Raw genomic sequence first — 25965 nt, forward strand, 5'->3', positions numbered from 1 at the left:
CCAAATCAGGAAAACATAATAGCTAATACAAGAGTTTCAAAAAAGATTGATAGCTTCCATTACCTGCTTCTAAATTTAGTGCGCCGGTTCCTCATATAAAGTACTAATCCGGCCGCAGCTAACATGCCCCCTGCCGCAATCAGATTCCCAATCGGGGAGGCTGTATCCGGCAGCTGCTTTCCTTGTTGTTCTTCTGGATTTGCTTTGCCAGCTGATTTATATGTGAAAATAATCTCGTCTGTTGCTCTATTGGATTCGTCAATCTGTTGCACTGCCCCTGAATCAATATTCTCCTTTTCAGCAGGGTCAGACTCAACCGGTACATGGACTGAATTCCTCTCAGTCAGATCGTCATTCACGGAAATATCCTGAATTGTATCACCTTCTTCGTCATTCCCTTCAGGTGTACCCAGCTGATTTTCCCCGTTTTCAATATGCCGCTCCAATTCATTTATATATGCTGACAGTTCTTCGAGGGTATTAAAATCATCAAGTGTTAGATCTTCAGCTGCAAGCTGCTGATCAAGCTGCTCTCGAGCCAATCCCGCTTTTTCTAAAAGGAAATGTACAGACACTCCATTTATATTTTGATAGATTACGTCATTAACTTCATCAAGGTTTTGGTAGTTGTATAAATCGAAGCCATGTGCAGCAAACAAATCTGCCAGTTCATCTATTGTCATTTCTAATTTAGTTGCCAAAATACGGAGTTCCCCAGCTGTGACTCTATCTTCCTTTACTTCATCTCCTGTATCTCCTGACATGCTTCCCTCCGAGTCATTTGAGGGAAGCTTTTCATCCTGTACTGGAGCAGGGTATTGAATCAAGCCGTAACCATACAGCTGATCACGCGCTTCCTGCCCGAGATCCTTGGTATACTGTTGCAGCCGTACCCTTAATTGTTCATTTGTATCAGCGGGGAACTGCTGCTTCAATATAGCAAGTAAAGCAGATACATGAGACGTTGCCTGGGATGTGCCACTCATGATTCCATAACCGGAGCCTGGCAATGTACTCTTGATATTTGCTCCTGGTGCGGAAAACTCCACCTTCTCCCCAACCGATGAAAATGCAGCGATATTGTTTTCAGAATCGGTAGCAGAAACAGCAATGACAGGCTCGTAAGCAGCAGGATAATCCACTGGATATCCAGCTCCTTCATTGCCGCTGGCGGCAACTAACAAAATGCCTGCTTGATAAGCCTTTTGCATAGCTTCTTCCAGCGCATTACTTTCATCTGCAGTACCCATGCTCAGATTGATGATGTCCATGTCATTGGAAATAGCCCAATCGATTCCTTCCAATAAATCGGAAAGATATCCTTCCCCGGTACCATCAAGTACTTTGACAGCAAAAAGATCTGCATCCGGTGCTATACCATCTGTTCCTTTTTCATCGTGTTTTGCTCCGATGATTCCCGCTACATGTGTACCGTGACCTTCATCATCTTCAAAGGATTCTGTGTAATCGACAGTCGAAATACCTCCGGCTACTTGCAAATCCTCGTGGGCAGCGATCCCGCTGTCCATGATGGCAATTTTGACACCTTTTCCTGTCAGACCGTCATGCCATGCCGCAGGAGCCCCAATGGCAGCAAGATTCCATTGATCCGAAACCACTGTTTCGTCCGGCTGCGTGTCACCGCTCTCAGCAATTTTGATCCTGCTGTCTGGTTCCACATATTTAATATCCGGGTCACTCTTCAATTTATCTATTGTAGCTGTATCCGCAGCTATTGCTGCAGCCGAAAAGTGTTCATATTGTTCTTCAATCGCAGCATCACTAGCCTCAACTGTTTTTTCACCCTGTTCGTTCTCATAAACGACGACCATCCGTTTTTCTTCTTCCGCATATACCTTCTCAGTTGGCAGCTGGAACACTAAACCGACTAGAAGCAAAGCAAAGATACTTTGCTTCATTAAAAATTTATCCATTTGCAATATTCCCCTCAATAATAGAATCCTGCTATTTATATCGGTACAGATTAGCCGATATAAAATGTCTGACACCGAATCAATCAGAATTTTGGTTAAGAGATTAGTATTTTTTAACAAGAAATAAGCAAGCAATCCACATCATGTAAACCATGCGGGTTGCTTGCTGTTTTTTGTTAAATCTTTATACAGAGGTTATCTATCCTCAGGAAGTACAAATCCGGACAGCTTCCTCCCTCTTATTGACTGTAAACTCCTCCCCGACCTTAGCCAGCAAACCGGTTTTATGCAACAAACGCTTCGGCTGTCCGTGGACACCAAGGAAAAGCAGCTGCTTATCATCCGCTTCATAATGATCGACGAGTTTATGCAAAGCCGCTTCGGCGGATGTATCCATATAAGAAACCTTTTGCAAATCAAGGATAAGGGAATCTGGTTCCTCATGTATCGTCTTTTCCACAACTTCCTCCAGGATATCTGTAGATCCGAAGAACAAGGGCCCCTCAAATTGCCACATCCGTACACCATTGGTTTCTTTTACTTGAATTTGTTCGTCTTTTACAAATAGTACAGTGCTCATGCGTTTGACGAAAACGACAAATGCTAGTAATAATCCGCACCCCACACCGACAGTCAGATCAGCAAGGACTGTCAACGCGAAGGTGACAATCAAAATGAAGGAATCAAATGTACGCATCCTGATAATATGGGCGACCTCTTTACGTTCACTCATATTCCATGCAACTACCATTAGAATCGGAGCCATGCTGGCAAGCGGGATAGCAGAAGCATAAGGAGCTAGCAAAAGCAGAATGATCAGGACAAAGGCACAATGCACCATTCCGGATACCGGAGAAAATGCATTACTCCGTATATTGGTAGCTGTCCGGGCTATTGCTCCAGTCGCTGGAATACCTCCGAATAGCGGGACAGCGATATTCGCCACTCCTTGACCGATTAATTCTCTGTTGCTGTGATGTTTCGTTTTCGCCATATTATCAGCAACTGTAGCAGACAGGAGTGATTCTACTCCGCCCAGCAAGGCTATGGCCACTGCAGATGGCAGCAGGTAGATAATCTTGTCCAATGTGAAAGCGGGTAAGTGGAGCTGCGGCAGCTGGCTCGGTATATCACCGTACACACTGCCGATGGTTGCCACCTGTCCTTGGAAAAACAGGACTGCTACAACTGTCGATACAATCAAGCCCGCCAGTGCTCCTGGTACTTTTGGCAAGATCTTAGGCGTGAGGAGAATGGCAGCAAGGGATACACCTGCAATGATCAAGCTGTATAGATTGATTGTATCCGCGGCTGCAAGCAGAGCTTGCATTTTCGGGAGGAATCCCTCTTCTTGTTTAGCCTGAATGCCCGTGAAATTCCCGATTTGCCCAGAAAAGATAATGACCGCGATACCTGCTGTAAAACCGACTACTACTGGCCGGGGTATGAATTTGATCAAACTCCCGAGCTTGAGCAGGCCGAAAATGACGAGCAATATCCCAGCCATTATGCCTGCCACCAGAAGATCCTGATAGCCAAATTGAATGACAACAACTAAGAGAATCGGAACAAATGCTCCAGTTGGTCCGCCGATTTGGAACCTCGATCCACCAAGCAATGAAATAAGCAGACCGCCGATGATGACTGTATACAGTCCATATTCAGGATTCACTCCTGATGCAATAGCAAAGGACATTCCAAGCGGGATGGCCACGATACCGACAATGATTCCCGCAATGATATCCCGACGCAGCGCTTGTAAATTATAGCCGCTATATCTTCCAAGTCTCTTCATTTCATCACTACCCTTCTTTTTGTTGTCACCTTGCCTTTTCAGTTTGCATACATTGCAAGAAGCGTCCTGCTGCAACCTCCTTTACAGATTCGTTGGAATCAAGTATTCGACAAAAGCTGAAATTTGTATATCGTACCCATTGGCTATAAATCCTGCTATTCTCATAAAAGCGTCTTTACTTACTTTAGTTTCTTAATCCTAACTATCTTCCTGCTCACATAGAAGCTAGGTTCGTAAAATATTAGTAAACGTCGTTCTATAGAGGTTCGTTTGTAAAATGTTTGTAAGTTAATCCTTCCTATCAATACTTTCTGCCTGTCCCTTTCTGCCTGTGACTAATCACATGTTTAGAAGCTGGTTATCATCCTAATCTCCTCTTTAGATTGTTAGAATTCTTATAAATAAGAGAAAGATTAGAATTTGCTTAGAGTATTTATATATGCTAATATATGCATATAAGCAAATAAGAGGAGCGTCTGCATATGAAGTACGACACACACCCGGAACTGACAGAAGAACGATTGACACATGTTTCGCAAATCTTCAAAGCCCTCGGCGATCCGACTAGAATCCGAATCCTGCACTTACTGCTCGATAAGGAGTACAGTGTCAATGAAATAGCGGAGAAGCTTGAGCTGCATCAGTCCACCGTCTCTCATCAGCTGAGCTCAATGAAGAAAATCCGGCTCGTGAAATCGAGGCGGGAAGGCACGACGATCTATTATTCCCACGATGACAAACATGTCATCGATTTACTGACAGAAGCCATCAATCACGCCTGCCATAACTAATAAACCGGAGGAATATGTATGGGACACGGACATGCACACGATCATGGACATGATCATCACCACCATCACGGACATAATGCGAATAAAAAAGCTTTACTGATAAGTTTTATCCTGACAGCTGGATTCATGGTGCTGGAAGCAATCGGGGGTTTTCTTACGAACAGCCTTGCCTTGCTGTCTGATGCCGGACATATGCTTAGTGATGCTGTATCTCTCGGAGTCGGCCTGTTTGCATTTATACTCGGCGAACGAGTAGCTAATTATAGTAAAACATATGGCTATAAGCGATTCGAGATTCTGGCTGCCTTATTCAATGGCGTCACTCTTATCCTTGTATCCCTCTACATTTTCTATGAAGCAGTCCAGCGTTTCCGAGATCCAGCGGAGATTGCTTCCGGCGGTATGCTGATCATTGCTGTCATTGGTTTTCTTGTTAATATTCTAGTCGCCTGGATCCTGATGCGAGGTGATACGAGTGAAAATTTGAATGTACGTGCAGCCTTCTTACATGTAATCGGGGATTTGCTCGGATCTGTCGGTGCTATCGCAGCTGCATTGCTCGTGCTTCTGTTCGGCTGGAATTGGGCCGACCCAGTCGCAAGTGTCATTGTAGCCGCCCTAGTAATAATAAGTGGCTGGCGAGTAACAAAGGATGCCATTCATGTACTCATGGAAGGGACGCCACGGAACGTCGAAATGACTAAGATAATTGATTGTATAGAAAAAACCCCTGGTATCATTGCCATTCATGATTTGCATGTATGGAGCATTACCAGCGGCCAGAATGCCCTTTCCTGCCACGCAGTAGTGGAAGGTGACTTGCTAATAGAGCAGAGTCAGGCCATGCTGCGCAAGATTGAGCATGATCTGGAGCACTTAGGAATCGGTCATGTGACTATCCAAATGGAAACAGCCGCCCACACACATGAAGAATCACTCATGTGCCAGCATGATGCCGGCTCCCATGCTCATGTTCATACACATTAAAAAGACGAGGATACTAGTATCCTCGTCTTTTTAATGGAAGGAGCAAAACCTCTATCTAGTTGTTCGGTGTAACTAGTTACCAAATAAAAATTCTGCTAAACGTTCTCCAAATAGCATGACCACACCGTAACCAGCACCAAGCACAGATATGATGCTGATCAAGATAGCACCACTGACACGTAGCTTTTCATTTTTGAAAGTCATATTGGACTGGAGTTCTTGTATATTCCTCTCCTGTTCAAATAGTCTTTCCATAAACTTTTCCTGTGCTTCCTTTTGCTTTTCCAAGGTATCTGCCATCTTTCCAGTGTGGCTCTCAATGTTTTCCAGCCATCTTCCCAAAGGAAGCAGCTACTCATTGATGCTAACCAAGTCTTCCTTGATACTGTCGATTTCCTGTTGGAAATCTCCCCGAAGCTTCAGCTGTATTTCCAAGAGCTCTGCACGCGAAACTTGTTCGCTCTTCTTTTCGGGATCCAACCTCTTCTGCCCCTCTCTTCAGCCTGCTCCTTCCTGTTTTTATAGTATGCATGTACTTTTCTGTCCGATTGTGTCCGCTCCTGTCGTACTATACTGCCTTTTGCTCGGTATTCAGCTTCCTGATATCAAGCTGCGGCGTAATCAAATACATAATGAAAGTACCCGCCAGCCCAATCATCGTAAGCAATATCCCCATAGTGATGGATGACAGAAATCCGCTGAGCGTAACGGTCAAGGATACGATCAACATGGAGAGGTTATACTGGAGACCACCGAATGCCATGTATGCACTGCGCTTGTCATCCGGCGGAATTGCTGCCATATAGGACTGCTCCACTGGCACTCTGAATACTTCACCGATTGTTAGTACTGCCATCATGATGAAAAGAACCCAGATATTATTCGAGAAAGTCAGCGCTGCGTATCCCATTGTAAAGATAAGACAGCTGGCAACAAGAACGAATCTGTCCTTCATCCCAACAATAAGCTTGGCGGCAAATAAGGCAAGCAAAGCAACCAGAATGGTATTCTCACTCCGCAAAAAGCCCATCATCTTCACGCCATCCACTTCCCAAAACAGGAATTGCTGTGTCGGCATCTCTTCAGACAATCGGATTCCGATATAGCTTGTCAGCTGGAATTCCATGCTCAGGACAAGGATCCCACCTGCAATAAACCAGACAAATAGCCGATCCTGCATGACCGATTGATAGGTGCCGAAAATCTGGGTGATGTGCTGAAGCGGCTTAATCTCCACTTTCTCTGGAAAATGCGTCTCCGTAATAAAGAAATAGACTACAAACAACGTTCCTGCTGCTGCGATCGTCAGCGCCATGAATAATTGGAATAAATAGTTCTCAAACATGAACGCACCAGCAATACCACCTAAGGCGATAGATAAATTACTAGCCCAATACCCGATAGAATAAATCAAACGTCGCTGATCTGGTGTACTGACATCAATCAGCATGGCGTCATTAGCTGGTCCAGCCAATCCCCAGCAAATACTGTTCAGCATGATCATTGCATACGTTATCTCAGCTGATTCGAACCATGGTGAATTACTCACCGTCATCATGAAAAATGCCACCAGCCGGAGTATTTCAGCGATAAGCATGATCTTGCGGCGTCCGAATAAATCACTAAAGTAACCGCCAAGCAAAGACATCCCGATTCCGAGGAATACATTGACAAGAAGCAGCAGTCCTGCCACTTTTGCTCCGAAATGCATTGCTAAGTAGATGGTCATGAATGGGGTTACCATACTGCCGATCAAGCTGGACACGAAGGATTCCACAAGCCTTATCTTTATATTTGGATGAAAATCCCTAAATCGCATCGTATTCCCCCTTTTCTATATTTTCTAATTATATAGATATTTTACAGGAAATTCCATGGGGATTGGAAGAAAAAATGACCCCAGGCTTAGCCAGAGGTCATTCCGAATGTGATTGCAAAAAGTCGATCATATGCTCAAAGCTGTATTGCGCTTCTTCCAAATATAATTTCCGTTGGTATTCATGCCCAGCCGCCGGATGGGAAGTGTCAAAGAACATCCTTTCTACTTCCACCCCTACCTTCTCCAGTTCATCTGCCATTTCCACACTTTGGGGATGCAGTTTATCAGACTCACCGGATGAAATGAAAGTAGGAGGATAATCGTCCGTAATCTGAAATACCGGAGACATGTCTCGCAGTCGTGGGTCATGGCTATAGTTTTTGTTTCCTGTATACGACCAAAGGAATGTCGTCATATTGCTGAAACCCGTTTGCTGGGCTTCTTCAAGATTCAATACACCATTGTAAAGCAAGGTACCCCGAACCTGTTCCGGCTGAAGAGCTGAATTCTCGCCAATTACAGATTCTGTAGTTGGGTTGGTAGCCATTGCAGCGACCATGCCGGCAAGGTTTGCACCCGCTGATCCTCCGCCGACGAATACTTGTTCCGTATCACCATGGTAACGGGGTGCTTCTCTCAGCGCAAAGCCGATGGCATCATTCAATTGATAAAGCTGAGTCGGAAAATTATATTCCGGTGCCAGCCCGTAATTAACGTTCACAACAAGGTAGCCTTTCGATGCAATCCACATCGTGAATGGATTTTGGGCCTCCTTGTCTCCTCCGATCCATCCGCCGCCATGAATATAGATGACGATCGGAAGCGTTCCTTCCGCATCCTCCGGATAATAAAAGTCCAATTTGCCATCATAGTTCTCGGTCGGATAGGCAATATCCTTCACAGCTACGACATTTTCCGGATCAGGTATATTCGGCTGTTTATTGCTTTGATCAATTGCCATAAATGCTCTAATCTCGGAAGAAAAGAGACTGCCGATGAGGAGCAGGATACCAATTGCCAAAATGACAATACCTATAACCCAAGCTCTTTTTCTCCGCAACATGCTATCTCTTTCCTCCCCTCTGTCTGCTCATACGCTGTTCTATTAGCTTATAATAAATACGGTGTAATATCCAAGTCTTGCGTCCGTCCAAGTATTACCTCTGCCACCAGCTTGCCGGAATACGGTGCAAGGTTAAGCCCCGCAGGACCAAATCCAGCAGCCAAATGAAGTCCGTCCATATTCTTGACCGGACCAAGAATCGGATAAGGGTTCGGACCTGCAGGGCGAAGGCCGACACGGAATTCTGTCACTTCTTCATCCGCGAGACCAGGCGCTACCTTCAACGCTTCCCGTACCACTTCCTGCATGCCGGCCGCAGTCAGCTTCGTATCGTAGCCTGACCCGACTTCCCTCGTAGCCCCTGCCACAACTTTTCCGCCATCGAAACCTAGCAGATAATGACTGCTTTTCGGAAGAATGACGGGCCAGTTGCTTGTATCGGCATTCACATGCATATGCATGATCTGCCCTTTTTGCGGCTCTACCGGCAGTTTGATGCTAACCGGCTCCAGCAGTTTATTGATCCACGCTCCAGCTGCTGCTACAACAGTATCTGCTTCGATAGTTTCCTCGTCGACACACACACCGGTAACCTTGCTTCCTTCATGGAGCAATGATGCTTCTCCCTGCACATACCGTACACCGCGTGCTTCTCCTGCTTCCAGTAAAGCTTGAAGCAGCTGCCGTCCATCAACCCGAGCGGCTCCTTCAAGAAAGAGAGCTGTCATATCTTCCCGCAGCGGCGGGAATTTAACCCGAGCTTCTTCTGCACTCAGTCTTCTGATTTCCCCTATTTCCGGTGTCTCAACCCGCTGTTTATAAGCAAGTTTTTCCAGCTCATCCAGCCGCTTCTTACTTGCACTCACATACAATGCTCCCACTTGCTTATAACTTACATTATTCTGACCATCCTCTTTCAGCAGCTCAAGCAGCTCAGGATAATAGATAGCACCTGCTTTGGCTAAACTGAAATAAGGTTTGATTCTAACCCGCTTTGACAGCCACGGAGAAATGATACCTGCTCCAGCAGCGGTAGCCTGCCCTTTTGCTTTTGAATCGACTATCGTCACTTCGGCTCCAGCTCTGGCCAAATGATAGGCTGTGCTGGCTCCGGCAATTCCTCCGCCCACAACGACAATATGCATTACGTTTCCCCCAATTTCTTTTTCTCCCTATTATACACGCATGCATCATCTGTTTCAGTGTATACCTTTCATGCTAAACTAGTAATATAAACTTCAAGGAGATGAAGATAATGAAGCAAACATTGATCGACCGCCTTTCTACATATGCAAAAGTGGATACACAATCCAATGAAGACGTCGAAACAACCCCATCCACACCGGGACAGCTTGAGCTTGCAAATATGCTTGTCGATGAGCTGAAACAGATTGGGATGGAAGAAGTCACAATCGATGAAAATGGCTATGTAATGGCAACACTGCCGGCCACAACAGATAAAGACGTACCAGTTATCGGTTTTATGGCACACGTCGATACAGCAACAGATTTCACTGGTAAGAATGTCAATCCGCAAGTGATCGAGAACTTTGACGGAAATGATATCACGCTCAATGAAAAGCTTGATGTCGTTTTGTCCGCAGCTGAATTTCCAGAATTGCCTGGCTACAAAGGGCATACGCTGATGACGACAGATGGAACGACGCTTCTAGGAGCAGATAATAAAGCTGGTATAGCAGAGATCATGACGGCGATGGAATATTTGATTCAGCATCCTGAAATCAAGCATGGCAAAATTCGCGTTGCCTTCACACCCGATGAAGAAATCGGCCGTGGACCGCATAAATTCGATGTAGAAGCTTTCGGCGCTACATACGCGTATACAATGGATGGCGGTCCTCTAGGTGAATTGGAGTATGAAAACTTCAATGGTGCCCAAGCCAAAGTTACTTTCAATGGGAATAACGTGCATCCAGGCACAGCTAAAAACAAAATGGTCAATAGCATGAAGATCGCGATGGAATTCCATGCCAAGCTGCCGGAAGATGAAGCACCAGAGTATACAGAAGGACGCGAAGGTTTCTTCCATCTGCTTTCTATTCAAGGTGATGTTGAACAGACGAAGCTCCAGTATATTCTGCGGGACCATGACCGGGATAAATTCGAGGCGAAAAAAGCATTGTTCGAAGAAATTACTGCTGAGATCAAAGCAGAATACGGCGACAGAAGTATCCAGCTTGATATGCATGATCAATATTACAATATGCGTGAAAAAATTGAACCTGTCATGGAAATCGTCGATATTGCATCCGATGCAATGAAGCGCCTAAACATTGAACCAGTAATCAAACCAATTCGCGGTGCGACAGACGGATCCCAAATTTCTTATAAAGGCTTGCCGACACCGAACGTCTTTACAGGCGGTGAAAACTACCATGGCAAGTTCGAATATATCTCCGTCGACAATATGGAAAAAGCAACAAAGGTTATCATAGAAATCGCAAAACTGTTCGAGGAAAAAGCTTAATAAACATGGAGCTGGTCTTTCCGGCTCCTCTATTATTGACATTCAGTCATTTATTGCATATAATTATCTCGAATTCGAGATAAAAGGAAGCGTGAAAGACTATGGCAACTGATAACGTAGGCTTATCGTTAAAACTATTCATTGTACTGACAAGAGCTCTCCAGTCCATCAAAAAAAGGGTCGAGGAAGATATTAAGAAGCAAGGAATCAATTTGACGGAATTCGCTGTGATGGAACTGCTATTCCATAAAGGAGATCAGCCGATCCAAAAAATCGGCAGCAAAGTACTGCTATCCAGCAGCAGCATCAGCTATGTAGTAGACCGCCTTGTTCAAAAAGAAATGATCAGAAGACGTCCCTGCCCAGAGGATCGACGCATTACGTTCGCAACTTTGACCAAAAAAGGACGTGCTTTCATGGAAGATTATTTTCCAAAGCATGAACAAGCGATTCACAGCATTTTAGCAGGTCTTGACGACGATGAAAAAGCCCGAGTCATCGAACATATTAAAACATTAGGCTTGTATGCCGAGGGCTCTTCGACTGACAAATAAAAGGAGGAACACACATGATACATGTCTTCAAAGCTGCTAAACAAGCAGACAAACCGACCTTCCTGCTGCTGCACGGTACTGGCGGAACCGAAAGGGATCTTTTGCCGCTGGCTGACCTGATCGATCCTGATGCAGCCGTGTTAAGTGTCCGGGGAAATGTTTCTGAAAATGGCATGCCGCGCTTCTTCAAACGTCTTGCTGAAGGTATTTTCGATGAAGAGGATTTGATTTTCCGGACAGAAGAACTGCGCAGCTTCCTTGATGAAGCAGCAAAGAAATACGAATTCAATCGAGACAATATTATCGCAATCGGTTATTCCAATGGTGCTAATATTGCAGCCAGCCTCCTGTATCACTATACTGGCTCACTCAAAGGCGCAATCTTACACCATCCAATGGTGCCAAGACGAAATATCACACTTGCTGAGCAGCAAGGAACACCTGTGTTCATCACAGCTGGAGATAACGATCCAATCTGCCCGAGATCCGAAGCAATTGAGCTTGAGCAAATGCTGAAGGAAACTGGTGCTGATGCATCCATACACTGGGAAAGTAATGGACATAGTCTAACCCATACAGAGGTTCAAGCAGCTGCCGAATGGTATCGTAAACACTTTTAAGCATACGTCTATGGCGTATGCTTTTTTTTGCACTAAAAGAGCCCGCACTACTAAGCGCAGGCTCTTTTAGCATTATTCCATCCCGATCCAAACACTCTTTACTTCCGTATAGTTATCCAATGCGTAAGATCCCATTTCCCTTCCGATACCAGATTGTTTATATCCGCCGAAAGGAGATGCGGCATCGAAAGCATTGTAGCAGTTCACCCATACTGTTCCAGCGCGAAGACGGTTTGCGATATAATGTGCTTTTGTGACATCTTGCGTCCATACTCCTGCAGCAAGACCGTATTCGCTGGCATTCGCACGGCGAATCAATTCATCCAGATCGTCATAAGGCATTGCCGATATGACTGGTCCGAAGATTTCTTCCTTGGCAATCGTCATTTCATCACGGACATCAGCGAAGATCGTCGGTGAGACAAAATAGCCTTGCTCCTGCGGCTTACCGCCCCCAGTGACCAGCTCTGCTCCCTCACTTCTCCCCTTCTCTATATAGCCAAGCACTCGCTCCTGCTGCTCCAATGATACGAGCGGACCGATTTCCGTATCTGCATGCATACCAGCACCCTGCTTGATTTTCTCTGCATGGGAAGCCATGTCGGCAATCACATTATCGAATTGCTTCTTCTGGATGAAAACACGCGATCCAGCGCAGCAAACTTGTCCTTGGTTGAACATGACACCATTCAATGTGCCAGGAATTGCTTTTGTCAAATCGGCATCTGGCAGAACAATATTCGGTGATTTTCCGCCAAGCTCCAATGTTACTCGCTTGAGTGTTTTAGATGCATTCGCCATGATTTGTTTCCCGACGCTTGTGGATCCCGTGAATGCAATCTTATCAACCTGCGGATGATCGACAAGCGGCTGACCTGCCGTTTCCCCGAAGCCTGGTACGATATTGAGGACACCAGCAGGGAATCCAGCTTCCTCTGCCAGTTCAGCTAAGTATAATGCAGACAATGGCGTCTGCTCTGCAGGCTTCAGTACAACCGTACATCCGGTAGCCAGTGCTGCTCCGAGCTTCCACATCGCCATTAAGAGCGGGAAGTTCCATGGGATGATTTGCCCCACCACTCCCAGTGCTTCATGTCTTGTATAGTTGAAATATGGGCCATTAACAGGAATCGTCTGTCCGACGATCTTAGTCGACCAGCCTGCATAATAGCGCATATGTTCAATTGCCAGCGGAATATCCGCATTTGTCGTTTCCCTGATCGGTTTCCCATTGTCCAATGTTTCGAGCTGGGCTAGTGCATCTGCATTTTCTTCCATTAAGTCCGCCAGCTTATACATGATTCTGCTTCGTTCTGCTGCCGTCATTGTTGACCAAGGGCCTTCATCGAATGCAAGTCGTGCAGCCTTCACTGCACGGTCTATATCCTCCGATCCAGCTTCATAAACAGTTGCTAGTACTTCGCCCGTTGCCGGGTTATACGAATCGAAAGTCTTCTCTGTTGCACTTGCCACGAACTCCCCATTGATATACAGCTTCTTCGTCCCATTCAGAAAACGCTCCACTTTCTCGTGCATACCTGCTGCTAATTGACTCATAGAAATCCTCCTCAGATTGTATTCTAGTTTTGTCTAAGCGTCATGATGCGAGATAATAGACTACAAGAAACCGCTTACAGTTGATATGGTAGCATCTAAAGGTTATAGAAAGCAATTGATAGCACGGAAGAATAGTACGCTATATTTCGACATAAAAAAAGCTCAACCGACAGGCTGAGCCTCCATCCTGATATTTTGCAGGAACTGCTTTACAACTTGTTCATATTCCTGCTTGTTATCGGCAAGCGACATCGCATGATCACCCTTTTCGAACAGATGCAAATGCTTGTACCCACTTCGTTTCCTGTCATATAAGTCTTTCGTCATCTGAACAGGTATATAAGAATCTGGCAAGCTGCTGATAAAGAGAACCGGTTTCTCGATATTCGCAACAGAATGGATCGGGGAAACATCCCGGAAACGATAGCCATCCAATTTACGCACGATTAATTCTGCAGCTGGCAGGAACACTTGCCGCGGCAGACGGAATTGGACCTTCAGCCGGTAAGCGACCTGTTCTGCAAAATCACTGTAAGGACAATCGGCGATATAGAAATCTGCCCCATCCTCCACTGTACCCGCATAAAGCAGAGCAGTTGCTGCACCCATTGATTCGCCATGCACACCAAGCTTTAAGTCGTAATCATATCTTTCCTTCGTCCACTGTATCACCCGGGCAAGATCGTGCCTTTCCTGATAGCCATACGTAATACTTTTGCCATCGGAAAGTCCATGCCTGCGTTGATCGTACAATACAACGTTGAAACCTAGTTCCAGAAATACGTTCATGTATTTGATGCTATTATATTTATTAACTGCTACTCCATGCGAGATGACCATGACATGCCGGGAATCTGGATCTCCTACATAATGTGTACCATAAATCTTCCCCTCACTTGAAGGTACACTGAATTCCTCCTTGCGCAGTGCATCATAAGCCGCTTTGTTGTAGCGGCCAGCCTCCACCTCACGGCTGATCGTCTCTTCCTCGGTGAAGGCTTTCATTTGCCGCAGTTCTTTGTTCACCAGTGTCGCAACAATAGCTGTGTACCCTCCAAGCAAGCCGGCAACGGAAAGAAATAACCCTTTTCTCCCCATATCACTACCCCCTTTTTATATTCTATTTTACAATAAGTAAGACAATCATTGCTTTTTCAAACAAAATGAGTTAACTTATCAAGTGATAAGTTATTGAAGAGGGCAGGCATTATGGCTAGAAAAAAAGAAGTTTCCGCTGAACAGACCCAGCGCACTATTATTGCGACAGCTCAACGGCTTTTCATGACACATGGCTACCGGGCGATTTCAACCCGCCGGATAGCAGAGGAATGCGGCATTACACAGCCAGCTTTATATCATCATTTCCCAAATAAACAGGCCATCTATCTTGAAGTTGTCCGTTCCATCATGGTCCAGACGGAGGAAGCAATGGCACATGTGCTGCAGGATCATGCTGACAGCAAAGAGCGCATTCGGAAGATAGCCTCTTTTATGATTATGAACCATCAAGGTGACATGACGCAGATGTTTCATGATTTGCAATACGAGATTGATGAGCAGCACCGGAAAACGATTCAAGACTGGTGGATGCGCAGCTACTTCAATCCGGTTATGCAGACACTGACAGAAGGAATCGCAAAAGGTGATATATCTTCTATGTCTTCTGCCCCGCCAATGGAGCTGACATTTTTCGTACTTGAAATGATGAAATCCTTCCTGCCTCCATCCAAGGAGGATCATGAAGCCCGGCGTGCGTTCGCAGACAAGAAATCGAAGATGCTTGTAGACATCCTTTTTGACGGAATCCGGAAAAAATAAAAGATTATGTGCATAATCTTTTATTTTTTGGGTATAACTTATCAGTTGATAAATTAATTAGGAGGATCATTCATGCAAAAATTAGGTGCTTTTATTAGCGGCAAATCTGGGCGCTGGATCATTCTGGCTGCTTGGATTGTCCTTGCACTCGTATTAAATCTAATTTTGCCGCAGGCAAATTCTCAGGAAGATGAGCAAGCTGAAACATTCCTGAACGATACGAACAGCGAGGAAGCAGCTCGTATCATAGAAGAGGAATTCGCTGACAACAGCGGTCTGCCTGCCTTGCTGACGTGGTATCAGGAGGATGGGCTGACAGATGAAGACCTGCAGTCAATTCAGCAGTTCAGCGCTGATTTACAGGAAGCTGACTTGGAAGCTGCAACCGTGACGCCATTTCAGGATATTCCGCTTCCAGCATTAAAAGAACAGCTTTCAGATGACGGTACGACACTCGTCATGCCGATCCTTTTTGATAATGGTACAGCAACAGAGACGGTCGAAGCTGGTCTTGAAAAAATCCAAGATACAGCGAATGAAGCATTCACGCAAAATCCATTTGAACAAGATTTTAATAGCGGCGATCTGCTCGTCCGAGCGACGGGTCCTGCCAGTATTTCCGTTGATGCTGTCGGCCTCTTCTCTCAAGGAGATACGACACTTCTATTTGGAACCGTACTGATTGTGCTTATCTTCCTTCTCGTTATCTATCGATCTCCGATATTGGCATTTGTGCCTCTTATCGGTGTAGGTTTTGCTTATTTAGTCATAAGCCCAATTCTTGGTGCATTAGGAAAAGCCGAATTGATTTCATTTGATTCGCAGGGACTTGCAATCATGACTGTACTGCTCTTTGGTGCTGGTACCGATTACTGCTTATTCCTCATCACTCGCTTCCGGGAAAATCTCTGGGAGATAAAGAGCAAGAAGACAGCAATCATCCGGTCCCTTTCCTCTGCGAGCGGAGCAATTGCCATGAGTGGATTAACCGTAATCGTTGCCATGCTAGTCTTACTTGTTGCTGATTATGGATCGATTAATCGATTTGCTATTCCATTCGGAATCGCTATCTTTATTATGCTGCTTGCAAGTCTTACACTCGTGCCAGCTTTGCTCACTATTATTGGACGCGCCTCCTTCTTCCCGTTCATCCCTAGAACAGAAGATATGCAAGAGAAGCGCGCAAAAGAAAAAGGAAAGCCAGTTCGTACGAAGAAACCGCACAATAAGATTGGCAATAGCGTGGGCGGACTTGTCATTCGCCACCCATGGAAGATAGCTATCATTACAATTGTTGTACTTGGAATTCTTGCCGGAATTTCATCCCGTATCACGTATACGTATGATACGCTGTCATCCTTCCCAGATGATATGCCATCAAAAGAAGGATTTGAAATACTGACAGATCACGTAAATGCTGGTGAGCTTGCACCTGTTTCCGTCCTTGCTGAGACAAGTGATCCAGAGGCTGTCCGGAGCGCTTTGGAAGAGTTGCCTTATGCAGCTGCTGTAATGGATCCGGAGCAGTCAGAGTCAAACGATCAACTGATCCGTATCCAGCTTGAACTGGATGAAAATCCTTACTCAAATGAAGCAATGGCACACATACCTGACATAAAGGAAACCGTATCGGATACAATCGGAGATGCCGATAGTGTTTGGATTGGTGGTCAAACAGCAGAACAGTATGATACACAGCAAGTGACGAAGCATGATGAAAAATGGGTTATCCCAATCGTTGTCGGCTTCATAACTTTACTTTTGCTCACCTATTTGCGATCAATTACGGCTACGATCTATTTGGTCGCAACTGTTTTACTTTCCTTCTTTAGTGCATTGGGCCTTGGCTGGCTTATCCTGCACTACGGATTCGGTGTTGAAGCAATCCAAGGCTTTATCCCGTTGTATGCTTTCGTGTTCATTGTTGCGCTTGGAGAAGACTATAACATTTTCATGATCTCAAGTATTTGGAAACGAAGTAAAACGATGCCGCTTAAGCAAGCTATTGCTGACGGTGTTGCACATACAGGCGGTGTTATCACGTCTGCCGGTCTGATTTTGGCAGCAACATTTGCTGTATTGACGACATTGCCTATTCAAATACTTGTCCATTTCGGAACAATCACAGCAATAGGTGTGCTGCTCGACACCTTCTTAGTACGTCCTTTCCTTGTACCTGCTATCACAGCGATTCTCGGTAAATGGGCTTTCTGGCCTTGGAAGAAACGGATTCAGCAAACAGAAGAAAATGAACAAAAGGCGCATGCCTAAAAATGCGGGACAGCTATGCTGTCCCGTTTCTTTTCTTCAAGCAAATCTTTTCCATATACACATGTCTATTTGCTACAGTTAGGACAGACTTATAAAAAGGAGCTGAGCAAGAAATGACAGAACGTGTACAATTAGGAAAATCCGGTTTGTATGTTAACCCGATTGGAGTCGGTACGAATGCAGTCGGAGGCCATAATCTCTATCCAAACTTAGATGAGGATCAAGGCAAGGAGGTTGTCCGCCAAGCGATTGAAAATGGGATGAATTTCTTTGATACAGCTTATATTTACGGACCGGAAAGATCTGAGGAGCTTGTCGGTCAGGTTATCAAAGAAAGCGGCAAACGCGATGACATTGTAATTGCAACGAAAGCAGCCCACAAAATCATCAATGGTGAAACACTGATGGACAACTCTCCGCAATTCTTGAAGGAATCTGTGGATAGCGCATTGAAGCGTCTGCAGACAGATTATATTGATTTGTTCTATATCCACTTCCCTGATGAAGATACACCGAAAGCAGAAGCTGTCGGCGCGCTGAAGGAATTGAAGGATCAAGGTAAAATCAAAAGCATCGGTGTTTCCAACTTCTCGATCGAACAGCTGAAAGAAGCGAATATTGATGGTTATGTAGATGTATTGCAGTCTGAATATAATCTGTTCAAACGCGGGGCAGAAAACGATCTTCTCCCGTATACAGCTGAAAATAATATCTCCTTCGTACCTTACTTCCCGCTTGCATCTGGCTTGCTGGGCGGTAAATACGACGAAAATACGACGTTTGACGATTTGCGCGCGAATGATCCACTATTCCAAGGTGAAACGTTCAAGCAAAACCTGAAAAAAGTGGATCAGCTGCGTGATCTCGCTTCTAAAAAGAATGCAGAGGTTGCGCGTGTCGTGCTCGCTTGGTACCTGACACGAGACAGCATCGATGCGATCATCCCTGGAGCGAAACGTCCGGAACAAGTACTGAATAACCTGAAAACACTCGACGTGAAGCTATCAGCAGATGATATCGAAGCGATCGACAAGATCTTCAGATAAGAAAAAAGCGGATGCTCAGGCATCCGCTTTTCCTTTATTCTTGTTCAGATTGAACAAGAATCTTCACTTGGTTCTTTTCTTTGATCAAGGTTTCGAATCCTTCTTCAACTACTTCATCCAGCTTGATTTTCTTTGTGACAAGCTTCTCAGCTGAGAAGTAGCCTTTTTCCATTAAGGAAAGCACTTGCGGGAATACATCCCGATAACCAATGATACCTTTGATAGAACGCTCCTGAATCACAATATCATTTGGCATGATTTCAGCTGGTTTTTCCCAGATGCTGACGATCATTGTTTCGCCACCTATATCTGTAGACTGAATCGCCTGACGCAAGACCACTGGTACGCCTGTTACCTCAAAGGCAACTTCTACACCACCATCTGTCAATCTTCTGATTTCCTCAACTGTATCATCCACCTTGCTTGGATCGACGACAATTGCACCTAACTCTTCCGCTTTTGCTTGACGTTCCGGTGAAAGTTCAACAGCATAAATTTCCGTTGCACCTGCTGCTTTCAAGGCCTCTATAACAAGCAAACCGATTGGACCGCATCCGAATACAGCTACTTTGTCCCCTGCTTTTACCTTACTGGAACGTACTGCGTATAACGCAACTGCTGAAGGCTCCACCAATGCACCTTGCTCATAGCTTAAAGAATCCGGAAGCTTGAACAGCAGCTCTTCATCGACTGCTACGTATTCACTCAAGCCGCCGCCCCCACCGGCAAGTCCAAGGAATCCCATTTGCTTGTCCAAGTTATATGCGCCTTGGTGGCCATGTGTTGCAAAGATAGGTTCTACAACAACACGATCGCCAACCTGATATTCTTTCACTTCTGGTCCTACTTCAACTACTTCACCAGAGAATTCATGTCCCATTGTCACTGGAGCCACTTCACCAGTCAGCGGATGCGGATTATCTACTGGAATGAAAATCGGTCCTCCAAGATATTCGTGCAAGTCACTTCCGCAAATACCGCACCATTTAACCTTCATTTTCACTTGATTCGGTTTGATGACAGGCTCGTCAATCTCTTCTAATCTCACATCTTTCTGATTGTGCCAACGTAATGCTTTCATTTGTTCCATCCCCTTTTAGCAGCATTTATTTCTACATTTCTAGTATACTGCTGGAAAATGTTATAATAAATTTCGGGTTATTTAACTTAAATAAACGTTTGCTTAACTAAATGAATGAGGGATCGACATGACTATCGAACAATTGAAATATATAGTAGCCATCGCACGATCAGGCTCGTTAAAAGCAGCTGCCGCTGAACAGCATGTCACTCTCCCAGCACTGAGCCAAGCACTTACCAACCTGGAAAGGGAGTTGAATATCAGTCTTTTCCGCCGTTCACGCACAGGCACGACGCCAACCGAGGAAGGCAGCAAACTTATTCAGCATGCAGAGGCTGTCTTAGAGAAACTGCAGGAATTCACTGATGAAGCAGAGACATATACAGAATCTCTGAATGGAGAGCTTAAGATTGCAAGTTTCCCTGGACCAATGGAAATTTTAGTTGAGCTTTTCTCTGAGTTCCGCAAGCTTCATCCAAATATTAAAGCTTCATTATTTGAGAACACCTCACAGCGTATCATGAGGAAAGTTGATGCCGAAGCTGTAGATATCGGACTTGTCATTTATACAGAGAAGGAAGTTCAAAAATATCGTAATCTTGTCTTTAAGAAACTGCTTGATGGACATATGGTGACAGCTGTCAATAACCGGCATCCGCTAGCTAAGGAAAAATTGATTACGGAAGAGATGCTTGTTAAGCAGCCGATCGTTCTTTATAATGACGCTTATATCCAGGCATTCATGCGCCAGTTCAAATCGCTGCAATACGATATCCTGTTCACCACGAACAACGTACAAACAATACGAAATATGGTTGAGAATGAAACAGCTATCAATATCGGCTTTGACTATGCTTTTCGGACCGATGCTGAGCTTTCGAGAAGCAAAGACATCACACTTCTTCACTTTGCTCCGCCATTTTTTCAGACCTACTCTTTCGGCTATGTCTATCACGGAAACAATACACTCTCCCGCGTAGCTAGAACATTCTTACGTGAATTGGAAGAAACTATCCTTGCTAAGGAAGAGCTACACGTAAAGTCAGATCCATCACTATACACGCATATAAAAAACACGCCTGTCCTTTGACAGGCGTGTTTTAAAATTAAGCAGATGTTGTTCCTTGTCCGCCATCGATTCGATAATAAGAACCCGTGATGAATGATGCTTTTTCAGAAGAAAGGAATAGCATCAAATCAGCGATCTCTTCCGCTGTAGCATAGCGCTTCATCGGTACACTCGCTTCAAAGCCTTTTCTAGCTTCTTCTTCATGGCCTTTAGCTGCATTTGTTTCGATAGAGCGCATCATGGCTGTATCTACACCAGATGGTGCAACTGCATTGACACGTACGCCATAGTCCGCTACTTCCAAAGCTGCCGTTTTATTGATTCCGATAAGGGCGTGTTTTGAAGCAATATAAGCACTCATGCCTGGAGCACCAAGCAAGCCGCCATTAGAAGCTGTATTCACGACAGCACCGCTCTTCTGTTCTGTCATTACTCTCAATACGTGTTTCAAACCAAGGAAGGCGCCTACTACGTTGACAGCCAATACTTTTTCCAAGTTCTCGACAGTTGAATCAACGATATTCTTGAACTCTCCGTTGATACCAGCGTTATTGATGAACACATCAATACGGCCGAACTGTTCCTTGGTTTTTTGCACGTAGTCAATTACGTCTTCTTCCTTCGCAGCATTTGCTGCCAGCAAGATTTTCTCTGCATCAATGGATGCTGCAGCTTTCTCAAGCGCTTCCTGTGAAAGATCGACAAGAGCAAGTTTTGCTCCTTCTGCTGCAAATTTCTTAGCAGCTGCGATTCCAATTCCGCCTGCTGCGCCTGTAATAAGTACCACTTTATCTTTGAATTCCATCTCTTAAGTCCCCTCTCAGAATATGTACTATCCTACTTATTATCGGTAACCTTCTTACTATGTTCAACTAGAATGCTTATAACTTTACAAAAAAAACAGGAGAACATGATTGTTCTCCTGTTACTCTGTAGGATTCAAAATGCGATGCAGGAAGCGCTGCGTACGCTCCTCTTTTGGATGAGACAGCACTTCTGCCGGCGGTCCTTGCTCCACAATGACACCGCCATCGATGAAGATGACTTCATCCGCGATCTCCTGTGCGAATTTAATCTCATGCGTGACAACAACCATCGTCCAGCCTTCGTTAGCCAGATCCTTCATGACACGGAGCACTTCTCCGATCAGCTCAGGATCCAGTGCTGAAGTAGGTTCATCAAAAAGCATCAATTCAGGCTTGATTGCAAGCGCACGTGCTATACCTACACGCTGTTGCTGCCCGCCGGATAGCTGATAAGGATAAAGATCCTTTTTATCCTTCAGTCCTACTTTATCAAGCAATTCAATTGCTTCCGCTTTAACAGTCTGTTTGTCCCGTTTCTGAACCTGAACAGGCCCTTCCATGACATTCTCCAGAACAGTGCGATGCGGAAATAGATTATAAGATTGAAATACCATCCCTGATTTACGGCGCAGCTTAATCAAATCCTGTTGTTTCACCTTCTGGCCGAAATTGACTTGATGATCTTTAAAGCCGACGATACCTTCATCTGGTATCTCCAGTGCATTGAGACAGCGAAGCAAGGTTGTCTTACCAGAACCGGATGGTCCAAGGATTGCGATTACCTTACCTTTATTCACTTGCATATCTATTGATTTCAGTACTGTATTTGTACCGAAAGTTTTCTTTAAACCTTTTACTGCTAGCATAGCCACCCCTCCTTACCTTGCTGTATAGCGGTCTAATCTGCGTTCGAGCTGGTGCTGCGCCAGCGAAAGGACGAAACAGATGATCCAATAAATGAAGGCAGCCAAGATATAGATGTAAACAATCTGATCCAAATTCGTCGCACCGATTTGCTGTGACTTACGAAACAGCTCGGTTACGAGAATCTGAGATGCCAATGATGTTTCCTTCACTAAGCTAATAAAGCTATTGGATAAAGGCGGTACGGAAACTCGCAGCGCCTGGGGCAGAATGACACGAAACAATGTTTTCCGATAAGTCATCCCGATTGTAAAGCCTGCCTCCCACTGCCCCTTAGGAACTGAGAGAATGGATGCCCGGATGATTTCCGAAGCATATGCTCCGACGTTTAAGGAAAAAGCAATAATTGCTGTCGGATAAGGATCTATCATAATATTTAATTCCGGCAGTAAGTAGAAAATAATGAATAGCTGAACAAGCAGCGGTGTGCCGCGGATAGCAGAGACATAAACAGAAAAAATCCACCGCAAAGGCTTGATATTCGAGATCCTAACCAGTGCCGTGATGAGTGCGATGATGATGCCTAGAAAGAACGAAATAAGAGTCAAGGGGATCGTGACTTTGATCCCCTCGATCAGTATCGGCCAGAATGACTGCTGCAACAGCTCCCAAGGGATGACAATCCCGCCGAATACCATATTATTTGTTAACATCTTCGCCAAACCATTTCGTCGAGATTTCCGCTAATGTACCATCTTCACGCATCTCATCAAGTGCTTTGTTGAACTGATCGACAATTTCACCGCTATCCTTACGGAATGTGAAGTATGTCTCGGAAGGTTCGCCAGTTTCGAAAGCGATTTTCACAGGTGCTTCCTTATCCGTATTATTCAGATAGTCAAGCACAGCAAGCTTATCGTTGAAAGTAAGGTCAACACGACCCTGTTCAATCAGCTGAATGGATTGAGCCAAGCCTTCCACACCTTCAATTTCCGCGCCAGCTTCAGTAGCCAATGCATTGTAGTTACTTGTTAGAGACTGTGCGGATGTCTTACCTTCTACATCTTCAATCGATTTGATGTCATTGTTATCTGCAGCTGTTACGACAACAGACTGAGATTTTGTGTATGGATCTGAGAAGTCATACTGACCGACACGTTCGTCATTTTCCCCTTTACCCACTTGGTTCGCAATCACATCGAAACGATCACTGTTCAAACCAGAGAACATGGAATCCCATTGTGTCTCTTCAAATTTCACTTCAAGACCCAAATGCTTACCGACTTCCTTCATCACTTCCACGTCATAACCTGTAAGTTCACCATTATCATCATGGAATGTGAACGGAGAGTATGTTCCTTCTGTTCCTACTGTAATTTCACCTTTATCTTGAACTTCTTGCCAAAGATCAGCGTTGCCGCCTTTATCACCAGAATCGGAAGCAGAATCATCTCCGTTGCCACAGGCAGCAAGAATTGCAAATATCGACATAAATAGTAGACCTAATAGTGCTTTCTTCATGTACCAAACCCACTTTTCTATAATTTTTAACTTCATCAGTTTAAGGCCAACATCAGGAAAAGTAAAGAAAAAAGTCTGAGTAAACTAATCAGGATTAAATCACATGCTATGCGCTTATTATAAACGTAACTGCAGCTCGTCATTCAGCTTAATTCAAGTAGTAATCCACACATCCTCCCAAAAGGAAATTTAAGACGTTCCGTGTTACAATACCCAGCCCGCAAATGGATGGAACTTATTTCATTCCATGTGGAATAAAGTACATGAAAGCGAATAGGTGTAAAGAAAACGCAGAATGGTCACATTAACAGCAGAGTGAAAGCTGGAGGTAACAGAGATGACCAATATCGTGAAAAAAAACTATAAAGCTGCTTGTAAATTCGTTCTCCCTTCTATCGGCCTGAATAAAGAGGCCTCTTTCGGTATAGTGGAATGAATAAAAAGCAACGCGGCCTTTTCCTGACAGCTATCGCAACAGGGACAATGCTCAATCCACTGAATTCTTCGATGATTTCTTTGGCACTTCATGCTATCCAGCATGATTTTTCACTGAGCTTTGCCACAGTCTCATGGCTTATTTCTACTTACTATTTAGCAAGTGCGATTGTTGTTCCAATTGCCGGCAAGGTCGGAGATCTTATTGGACGGCGCAAGATGCTTTTGATCGGCCTGCTGCTCGTTGCTGTTTCCGCTGTTGGTGCCCCATTTGCAGGCACATTCCTTATTTTATTGGGCATGCGGCTGTTCCAGGCAGTTGGCAGCAGTTCCATTTTTCCAGCTGGTATGGCACTTGTGCGTACTCATATACATGAGAAACAAGCGTCAGCACTTGCCATACTATCCATTTTCACTTCGTCCATGTCAGCATTTGGTCCAACCGCCGGCGGATTTCTGATCGACTTTGCTGGCTGGCAGTCCATTTTTACAGTGAATGCTCCATTCATTTTGCTTAGCTTTCTGCTGACTTGGTTCGCTGTCCCAAAGGATCCTGAAACTATGCACTACACTTTCCGGGAGTTCTGGAAACAACTCGACACCATTGGAATTATTCTATTTGCAATCGGTATGAGCTTTCTATTGTACTTTCTGCTGTCTTTCGAGCATGGCGTCCATTTGCTGCCATTGGGTATAGGTATTATTTTTCTTGCAGCATTCATTGTGCGTGAATTACACACTGCCTTCCCTTTTATCGATGTCCGTCTATTGCGGAGCAATAAACGGCTGACGCTTGTCTACATCCAGTTCATACTATTGAACATATTCAACTACAGTCTCTTCTTCGGACTGCCGAGCTTCTTCCAGGATGTTTTGCATTACAGCCTGAAGACGAGCGGTTTGATGATGATTTTCCTTTCTGGTGCAAGTACGCTTGTGTCATTCTTGATGGGTCGCTGGATCGATCGTTCCGGTACAAGTATTCCTACGATTGTCGGAGCTGTGCTCATGATTGGCGGAACCGCAACATTAGCTGCCATATCCCAGCACCTGACTCTCGGAAACATTGGTACTGTCCTCATTTTTCTTGGAATTAGCTACGGCATCGGTAATGTCACCTTGCAAGCAGCCATGCTGCACGCTTCCCCCGAGTCCATTGTCGGGACAAGCTCAGGCCTCTTCCAGACATGCAGATACCTTGGTTCCATTCTTTCTTCTGTTGTCTTAGCGATTGTATTCGGCTCTGACTTGTCGCTGCCTGGGTTCCGGTTATTAATGATTGTCCTCGTCATCACCGGAGTAACTTTCTTAATCACAGCTGTCTATTCAAAACAACTGGAAGAAGCAGCGGGATGAATTCGGCTGCTTCTTCCATATCCTATTGACAGCACTCGTTAATGGTCATACAATTATACAAAATAACAAATAGTCCCATTCTTTTTTATT

General features: G+C 44.8%; 24 protein-coding genes. 10 read left to right on the forward strand and 14 right to left on the reverse strand.

Features of this window, described 5'->3' with window-relative positions; translation table 11 throughout:
• Positions 1-59 precede the first annotated feature (59 nt).
• Together CHH91_RS01465 and CHH91_RS01470 are read right to left on the reverse strand one after the other, a co-directional pair.
• On the reverse strand, positions 60-1934 hold the full coding sequence (locus CHH91_RS01465) for a S8 family peptidase (protein WP_095221275.1): 1875 nt from the start codon (positions 1932-1934) through the stop codon (positions 60-62).
• Positions 1935-2139: 205 nt separating this feature from the next.
• The gene (locus tag CHH91_RS01470; protein WP_095221562.1) at positions 2140-3729 is read right to left on the reverse strand and encodes a SulP family inorganic anion transporter; all 1590 of its coding nucleotides are present in this window, start codon (positions 3727-3729) and stop codon (positions 2140-2142) included.
• A gap of 482 nt (positions 3730-4211) precedes the next feature.
• Between CHH91_RS01470 and CHH91_RS01475 the strand changes: the two genes are divergently transcribed.
• Together CHH91_RS01475 and CHH91_RS01480 are read left to right on the forward strand one after the other, a co-directional pair.
• A complete protein-coding gene (locus CHH91_RS01475; RefSeq protein ID WP_095221276.1) occupies positions 4212-4520 on the forward strand; it encodes an ArsR/SmtB family transcription factor in 309 nt (102 codons plus the stop codon).
• An 18-nt stretch (positions 4521-4538) separates the two neighbouring features.
• Positions 4539-5507, forward strand: a complete 969-nt coding sequence (locus CHH91_RS01480) for a cation diffusion facilitator family transporter (RefSeq protein WP_095221278.1) — start codon at positions 4539-4541, stop codon at positions 5505-5507.
• A gap of 72 nt (positions 5508-5579) precedes the next feature.
• Here the strand turns inward: CHH91_RS01480 and CHH91_RS01485 are convergent, their stop codons facing one another.
• From CHH91_RS01485 to CHH91_RS01500, 5 genes are all read right to left on the reverse strand, one after another.
• Entirely contained in the window at positions 5580-5849 is a 270-nt protein-coding gene (locus tag CHH91_RS01485; protein ID WP_095221280.1) for a hypothetical protein, read from the reverse strand.
• A gap of 9 nt (positions 5850-5858) precedes the next feature.
• The gene (locus CHH91_RS21140) at positions 5859-5987 is read right to left on the reverse strand and encodes a hypothetical protein (RefSeq protein ID WP_286160659.1); all 129 of its coding nucleotides are present in this window, start codon (positions 5985-5987) and stop codon (positions 5859-5861) included.
• 88 nt (positions 5988-6075) lie between these two features.
• Positions 6076-7326: an MDR family MFS transporter gene (locus CHH91_RS01490; protein ID WP_095221282.1), complete on the reverse strand. Its 1251-nt coding sequence runs from the start codon at positions 7324-7326 to the stop codon at positions 6076-6078.
• Positions 7327-7423: 97 nt separating this feature from the next.
• The gene (locus CHH91_RS01495) at positions 7424-8389 is read right to left on the reverse strand and encodes an alpha/beta hydrolase (RefSeq protein ID WP_095221284.1); all 966 of its coding nucleotides are present in this window, start codon (positions 8387-8389) and stop codon (positions 7424-7426) included.
• Positions 8390-8436: 47 nt separating this feature from the next.
• A complete protein-coding gene (locus tag CHH91_RS01500) occupies positions 8437-9534 on the reverse strand; it encodes an NAD(P)/FAD-dependent oxidoreductase (protein WP_095221285.1) in 1098 nt (365 codons plus the stop codon).
• Between the two features lie 110 nt (positions 9535-9644).
• Between CHH91_RS01500 and pepT the strand changes: the two genes are divergently transcribed.
• From pepT to CHH91_RS01515, 3 genes are all read left to right on the forward strand, one after another.
• On the forward strand, positions 9645-10877 hold the full coding sequence (gene pepT, locus CHH91_RS01505; RefSeq protein WP_095221287.1) for a peptidase T: 1233 nt from the start codon (positions 9645-9647) through the stop codon (positions 10875-10877).
• Positions 10878-10978: 101 nt separating this feature from the next.
• On the forward strand, positions 10979-11431 hold the full coding sequence (locus CHH91_RS01510) for a MarR family winged helix-turn-helix transcriptional regulator (RefSeq protein ID WP_095221289.1): 453 nt from the start codon (positions 10979-10981) through the stop codon (positions 11429-11431).
• Between the two features lie 14 nt (positions 11432-11445).
• Entirely contained in the window at positions 11446-12051 is a 606-nt protein-coding gene (locus CHH91_RS01515) for an alpha/beta hydrolase (protein WP_095221291.1), read from the forward strand.
• Positions 12052-12123: 72 nt separating this feature from the next.
• Here the strand turns inward: CHH91_RS01515 and CHH91_RS01520 are convergent, their stop codons facing one another.
• Both CHH91_RS01520 and CHH91_RS01525 read right to left on the reverse strand, forming a co-directional pair.
• Positions 12124-13608: an aldehyde dehydrogenase family protein gene (locus CHH91_RS01520; protein WP_095221292.1), complete on the reverse strand. Its 1485-nt coding sequence runs from the start codon at positions 13606-13608 to the stop codon at positions 12124-12126.
• Between the two features lie 162 nt (positions 13609-13770).
• Entirely contained in the window at positions 13771-14706 is a 936-nt protein-coding gene (locus CHH91_RS01525) for an alpha/beta hydrolase (protein ID WP_095221294.1), read from the reverse strand.
• A 111-nt stretch (positions 14707-14817) separates the two neighbouring features.
• Here CHH91_RS01525 and CHH91_RS01530 point away from each other — a divergent pair, with 111 nt between their 5' ends.
• The 3 genes from CHH91_RS01530 to CHH91_RS01540 all read left to right on the forward strand — a co-directional run bounded on the left by CHH91_RS01530 (position 14818) and on the right by CHH91_RS01540 (position 18743).
• Positions 14818-15426, forward strand: coding sequence for a TetR/AcrR family transcriptional regulator (locus CHH91_RS01530; protein ID WP_095221296.1), 609 nt, complete (start codon positions 14818-14820; stop codon positions 15424-15426).
• 72 nt (positions 15427-15498) lie between these two features.
• Positions 15499-17697 carry an MMPL family transporter gene (locus CHH91_RS01535; RefSeq protein WP_095221297.1) on the forward strand — a complete coding sequence of 733 codons (2199 nt, stop codon included), beginning with the start codon at positions 15499-15501 and terminating at the stop codon, positions 17695-17697.
• A gap of 113 nt (positions 17698-17810) precedes the next feature.
• Complete coding sequence (locus CHH91_RS01540) at positions 17811-18743, forward strand: aldo/keto reductase (RefSeq protein ID WP_095221299.1); 933 nt, start codon at positions 17811-17813, stop codon at positions 18741-18743.
• 34 nt (positions 18744-18777) lie between these two features.
• On the opposite strand, the gene CHH91_RS01545 is transcribed toward CHH91_RS01540, so the two are convergent.
• Positions 18778-19824 carry a 2,3-butanediol dehydrogenase gene (locus tag CHH91_RS01545; protein ID WP_095221300.1) on the reverse strand — a complete coding sequence of 349 codons (1047 nt, stop codon included), beginning with the start codon at positions 19822-19824 and terminating at the stop codon, positions 18778-18780.
• Positions 19825-19951: 127 nt separating this feature from the next.
• On the opposite strand from CHH91_RS01545, the gene CHH91_RS01550 reads away from it, so the two are divergent.
• Positions 19952-20914, forward strand: a complete 963-nt coding sequence (locus CHH91_RS01550; RefSeq protein WP_095221302.1) for a LysR family transcriptional regulator — start codon at positions 19952-19954, stop codon at positions 20912-20914.
• A 16-nt stretch (positions 20915-20930) separates the two neighbouring features.
• Here CHH91_RS01550 and CHH91_RS01555 read toward each other — a convergent pair whose 3' ends face one another.
• From CHH91_RS01555 to CHH91_RS01570, 4 genes are all read right to left on the reverse strand, one after another.
• The gene (locus CHH91_RS01555) at positions 20931-21698 is read right to left on the reverse strand and encodes an SDR family NAD(P)-dependent oxidoreductase (protein WP_095221303.1); all 768 of its coding nucleotides are present in this window, start codon (positions 21696-21698) and stop codon (positions 20931-20933) included.
• A gap of 120 nt (positions 21699-21818) precedes the next feature.
• On the reverse strand, positions 21819-22565 hold the full coding sequence (locus CHH91_RS01560) for an amino acid ABC transporter ATP-binding protein (RefSeq protein WP_095221305.1): 747 nt from the start codon (positions 22563-22565) through the stop codon (positions 21819-21821).
• Between the two features lie 12 nt (positions 22566-22577).
• Positions 22578-23276: an amino acid ABC transporter permease gene (locus CHH91_RS01565; RefSeq protein WP_095221306.1), complete on the reverse strand. Its 699-nt coding sequence runs from the start codon at positions 23274-23276 to the stop codon at positions 22578-22580.
• Positions 23263-24084: an amino acid ABC transporter substrate-binding protein gene (locus CHH91_RS01570; RefSeq protein WP_095221308.1), complete on the reverse strand. Its 822-nt coding sequence runs from the start codon at positions 24082-24084 to the stop codon at positions 23263-23265. The genes CHH91_RS01565 and CHH91_RS01570 overlap by 14 nt, the downstream gene beginning before the upstream one ends.
• 432 nt (positions 24085-24516) lie before the next feature.
• On the opposite strand from CHH91_RS01570, the gene CHH91_RS01575 reads away from it, so the two are divergent.
• On the forward strand, positions 24517-25875 hold the full coding sequence (locus CHH91_RS01575; protein WP_095221310.1) for an MFS transporter: 1359 nt from the start codon (positions 24517-24519) through the stop codon (positions 25873-25875).
• Positions 25876-25965 lie beyond the last annotated feature (90 nt).

The sequence above is a fragment of the Virgibacillus sp. 7505 genome (assembly GCF_002272135.1).
In the GTDB taxonomy this organism is placed as follows: Bacteria; Bacillota; Bacilli; order Bacillales; family Amphibacillaceae; genus Terribacillus.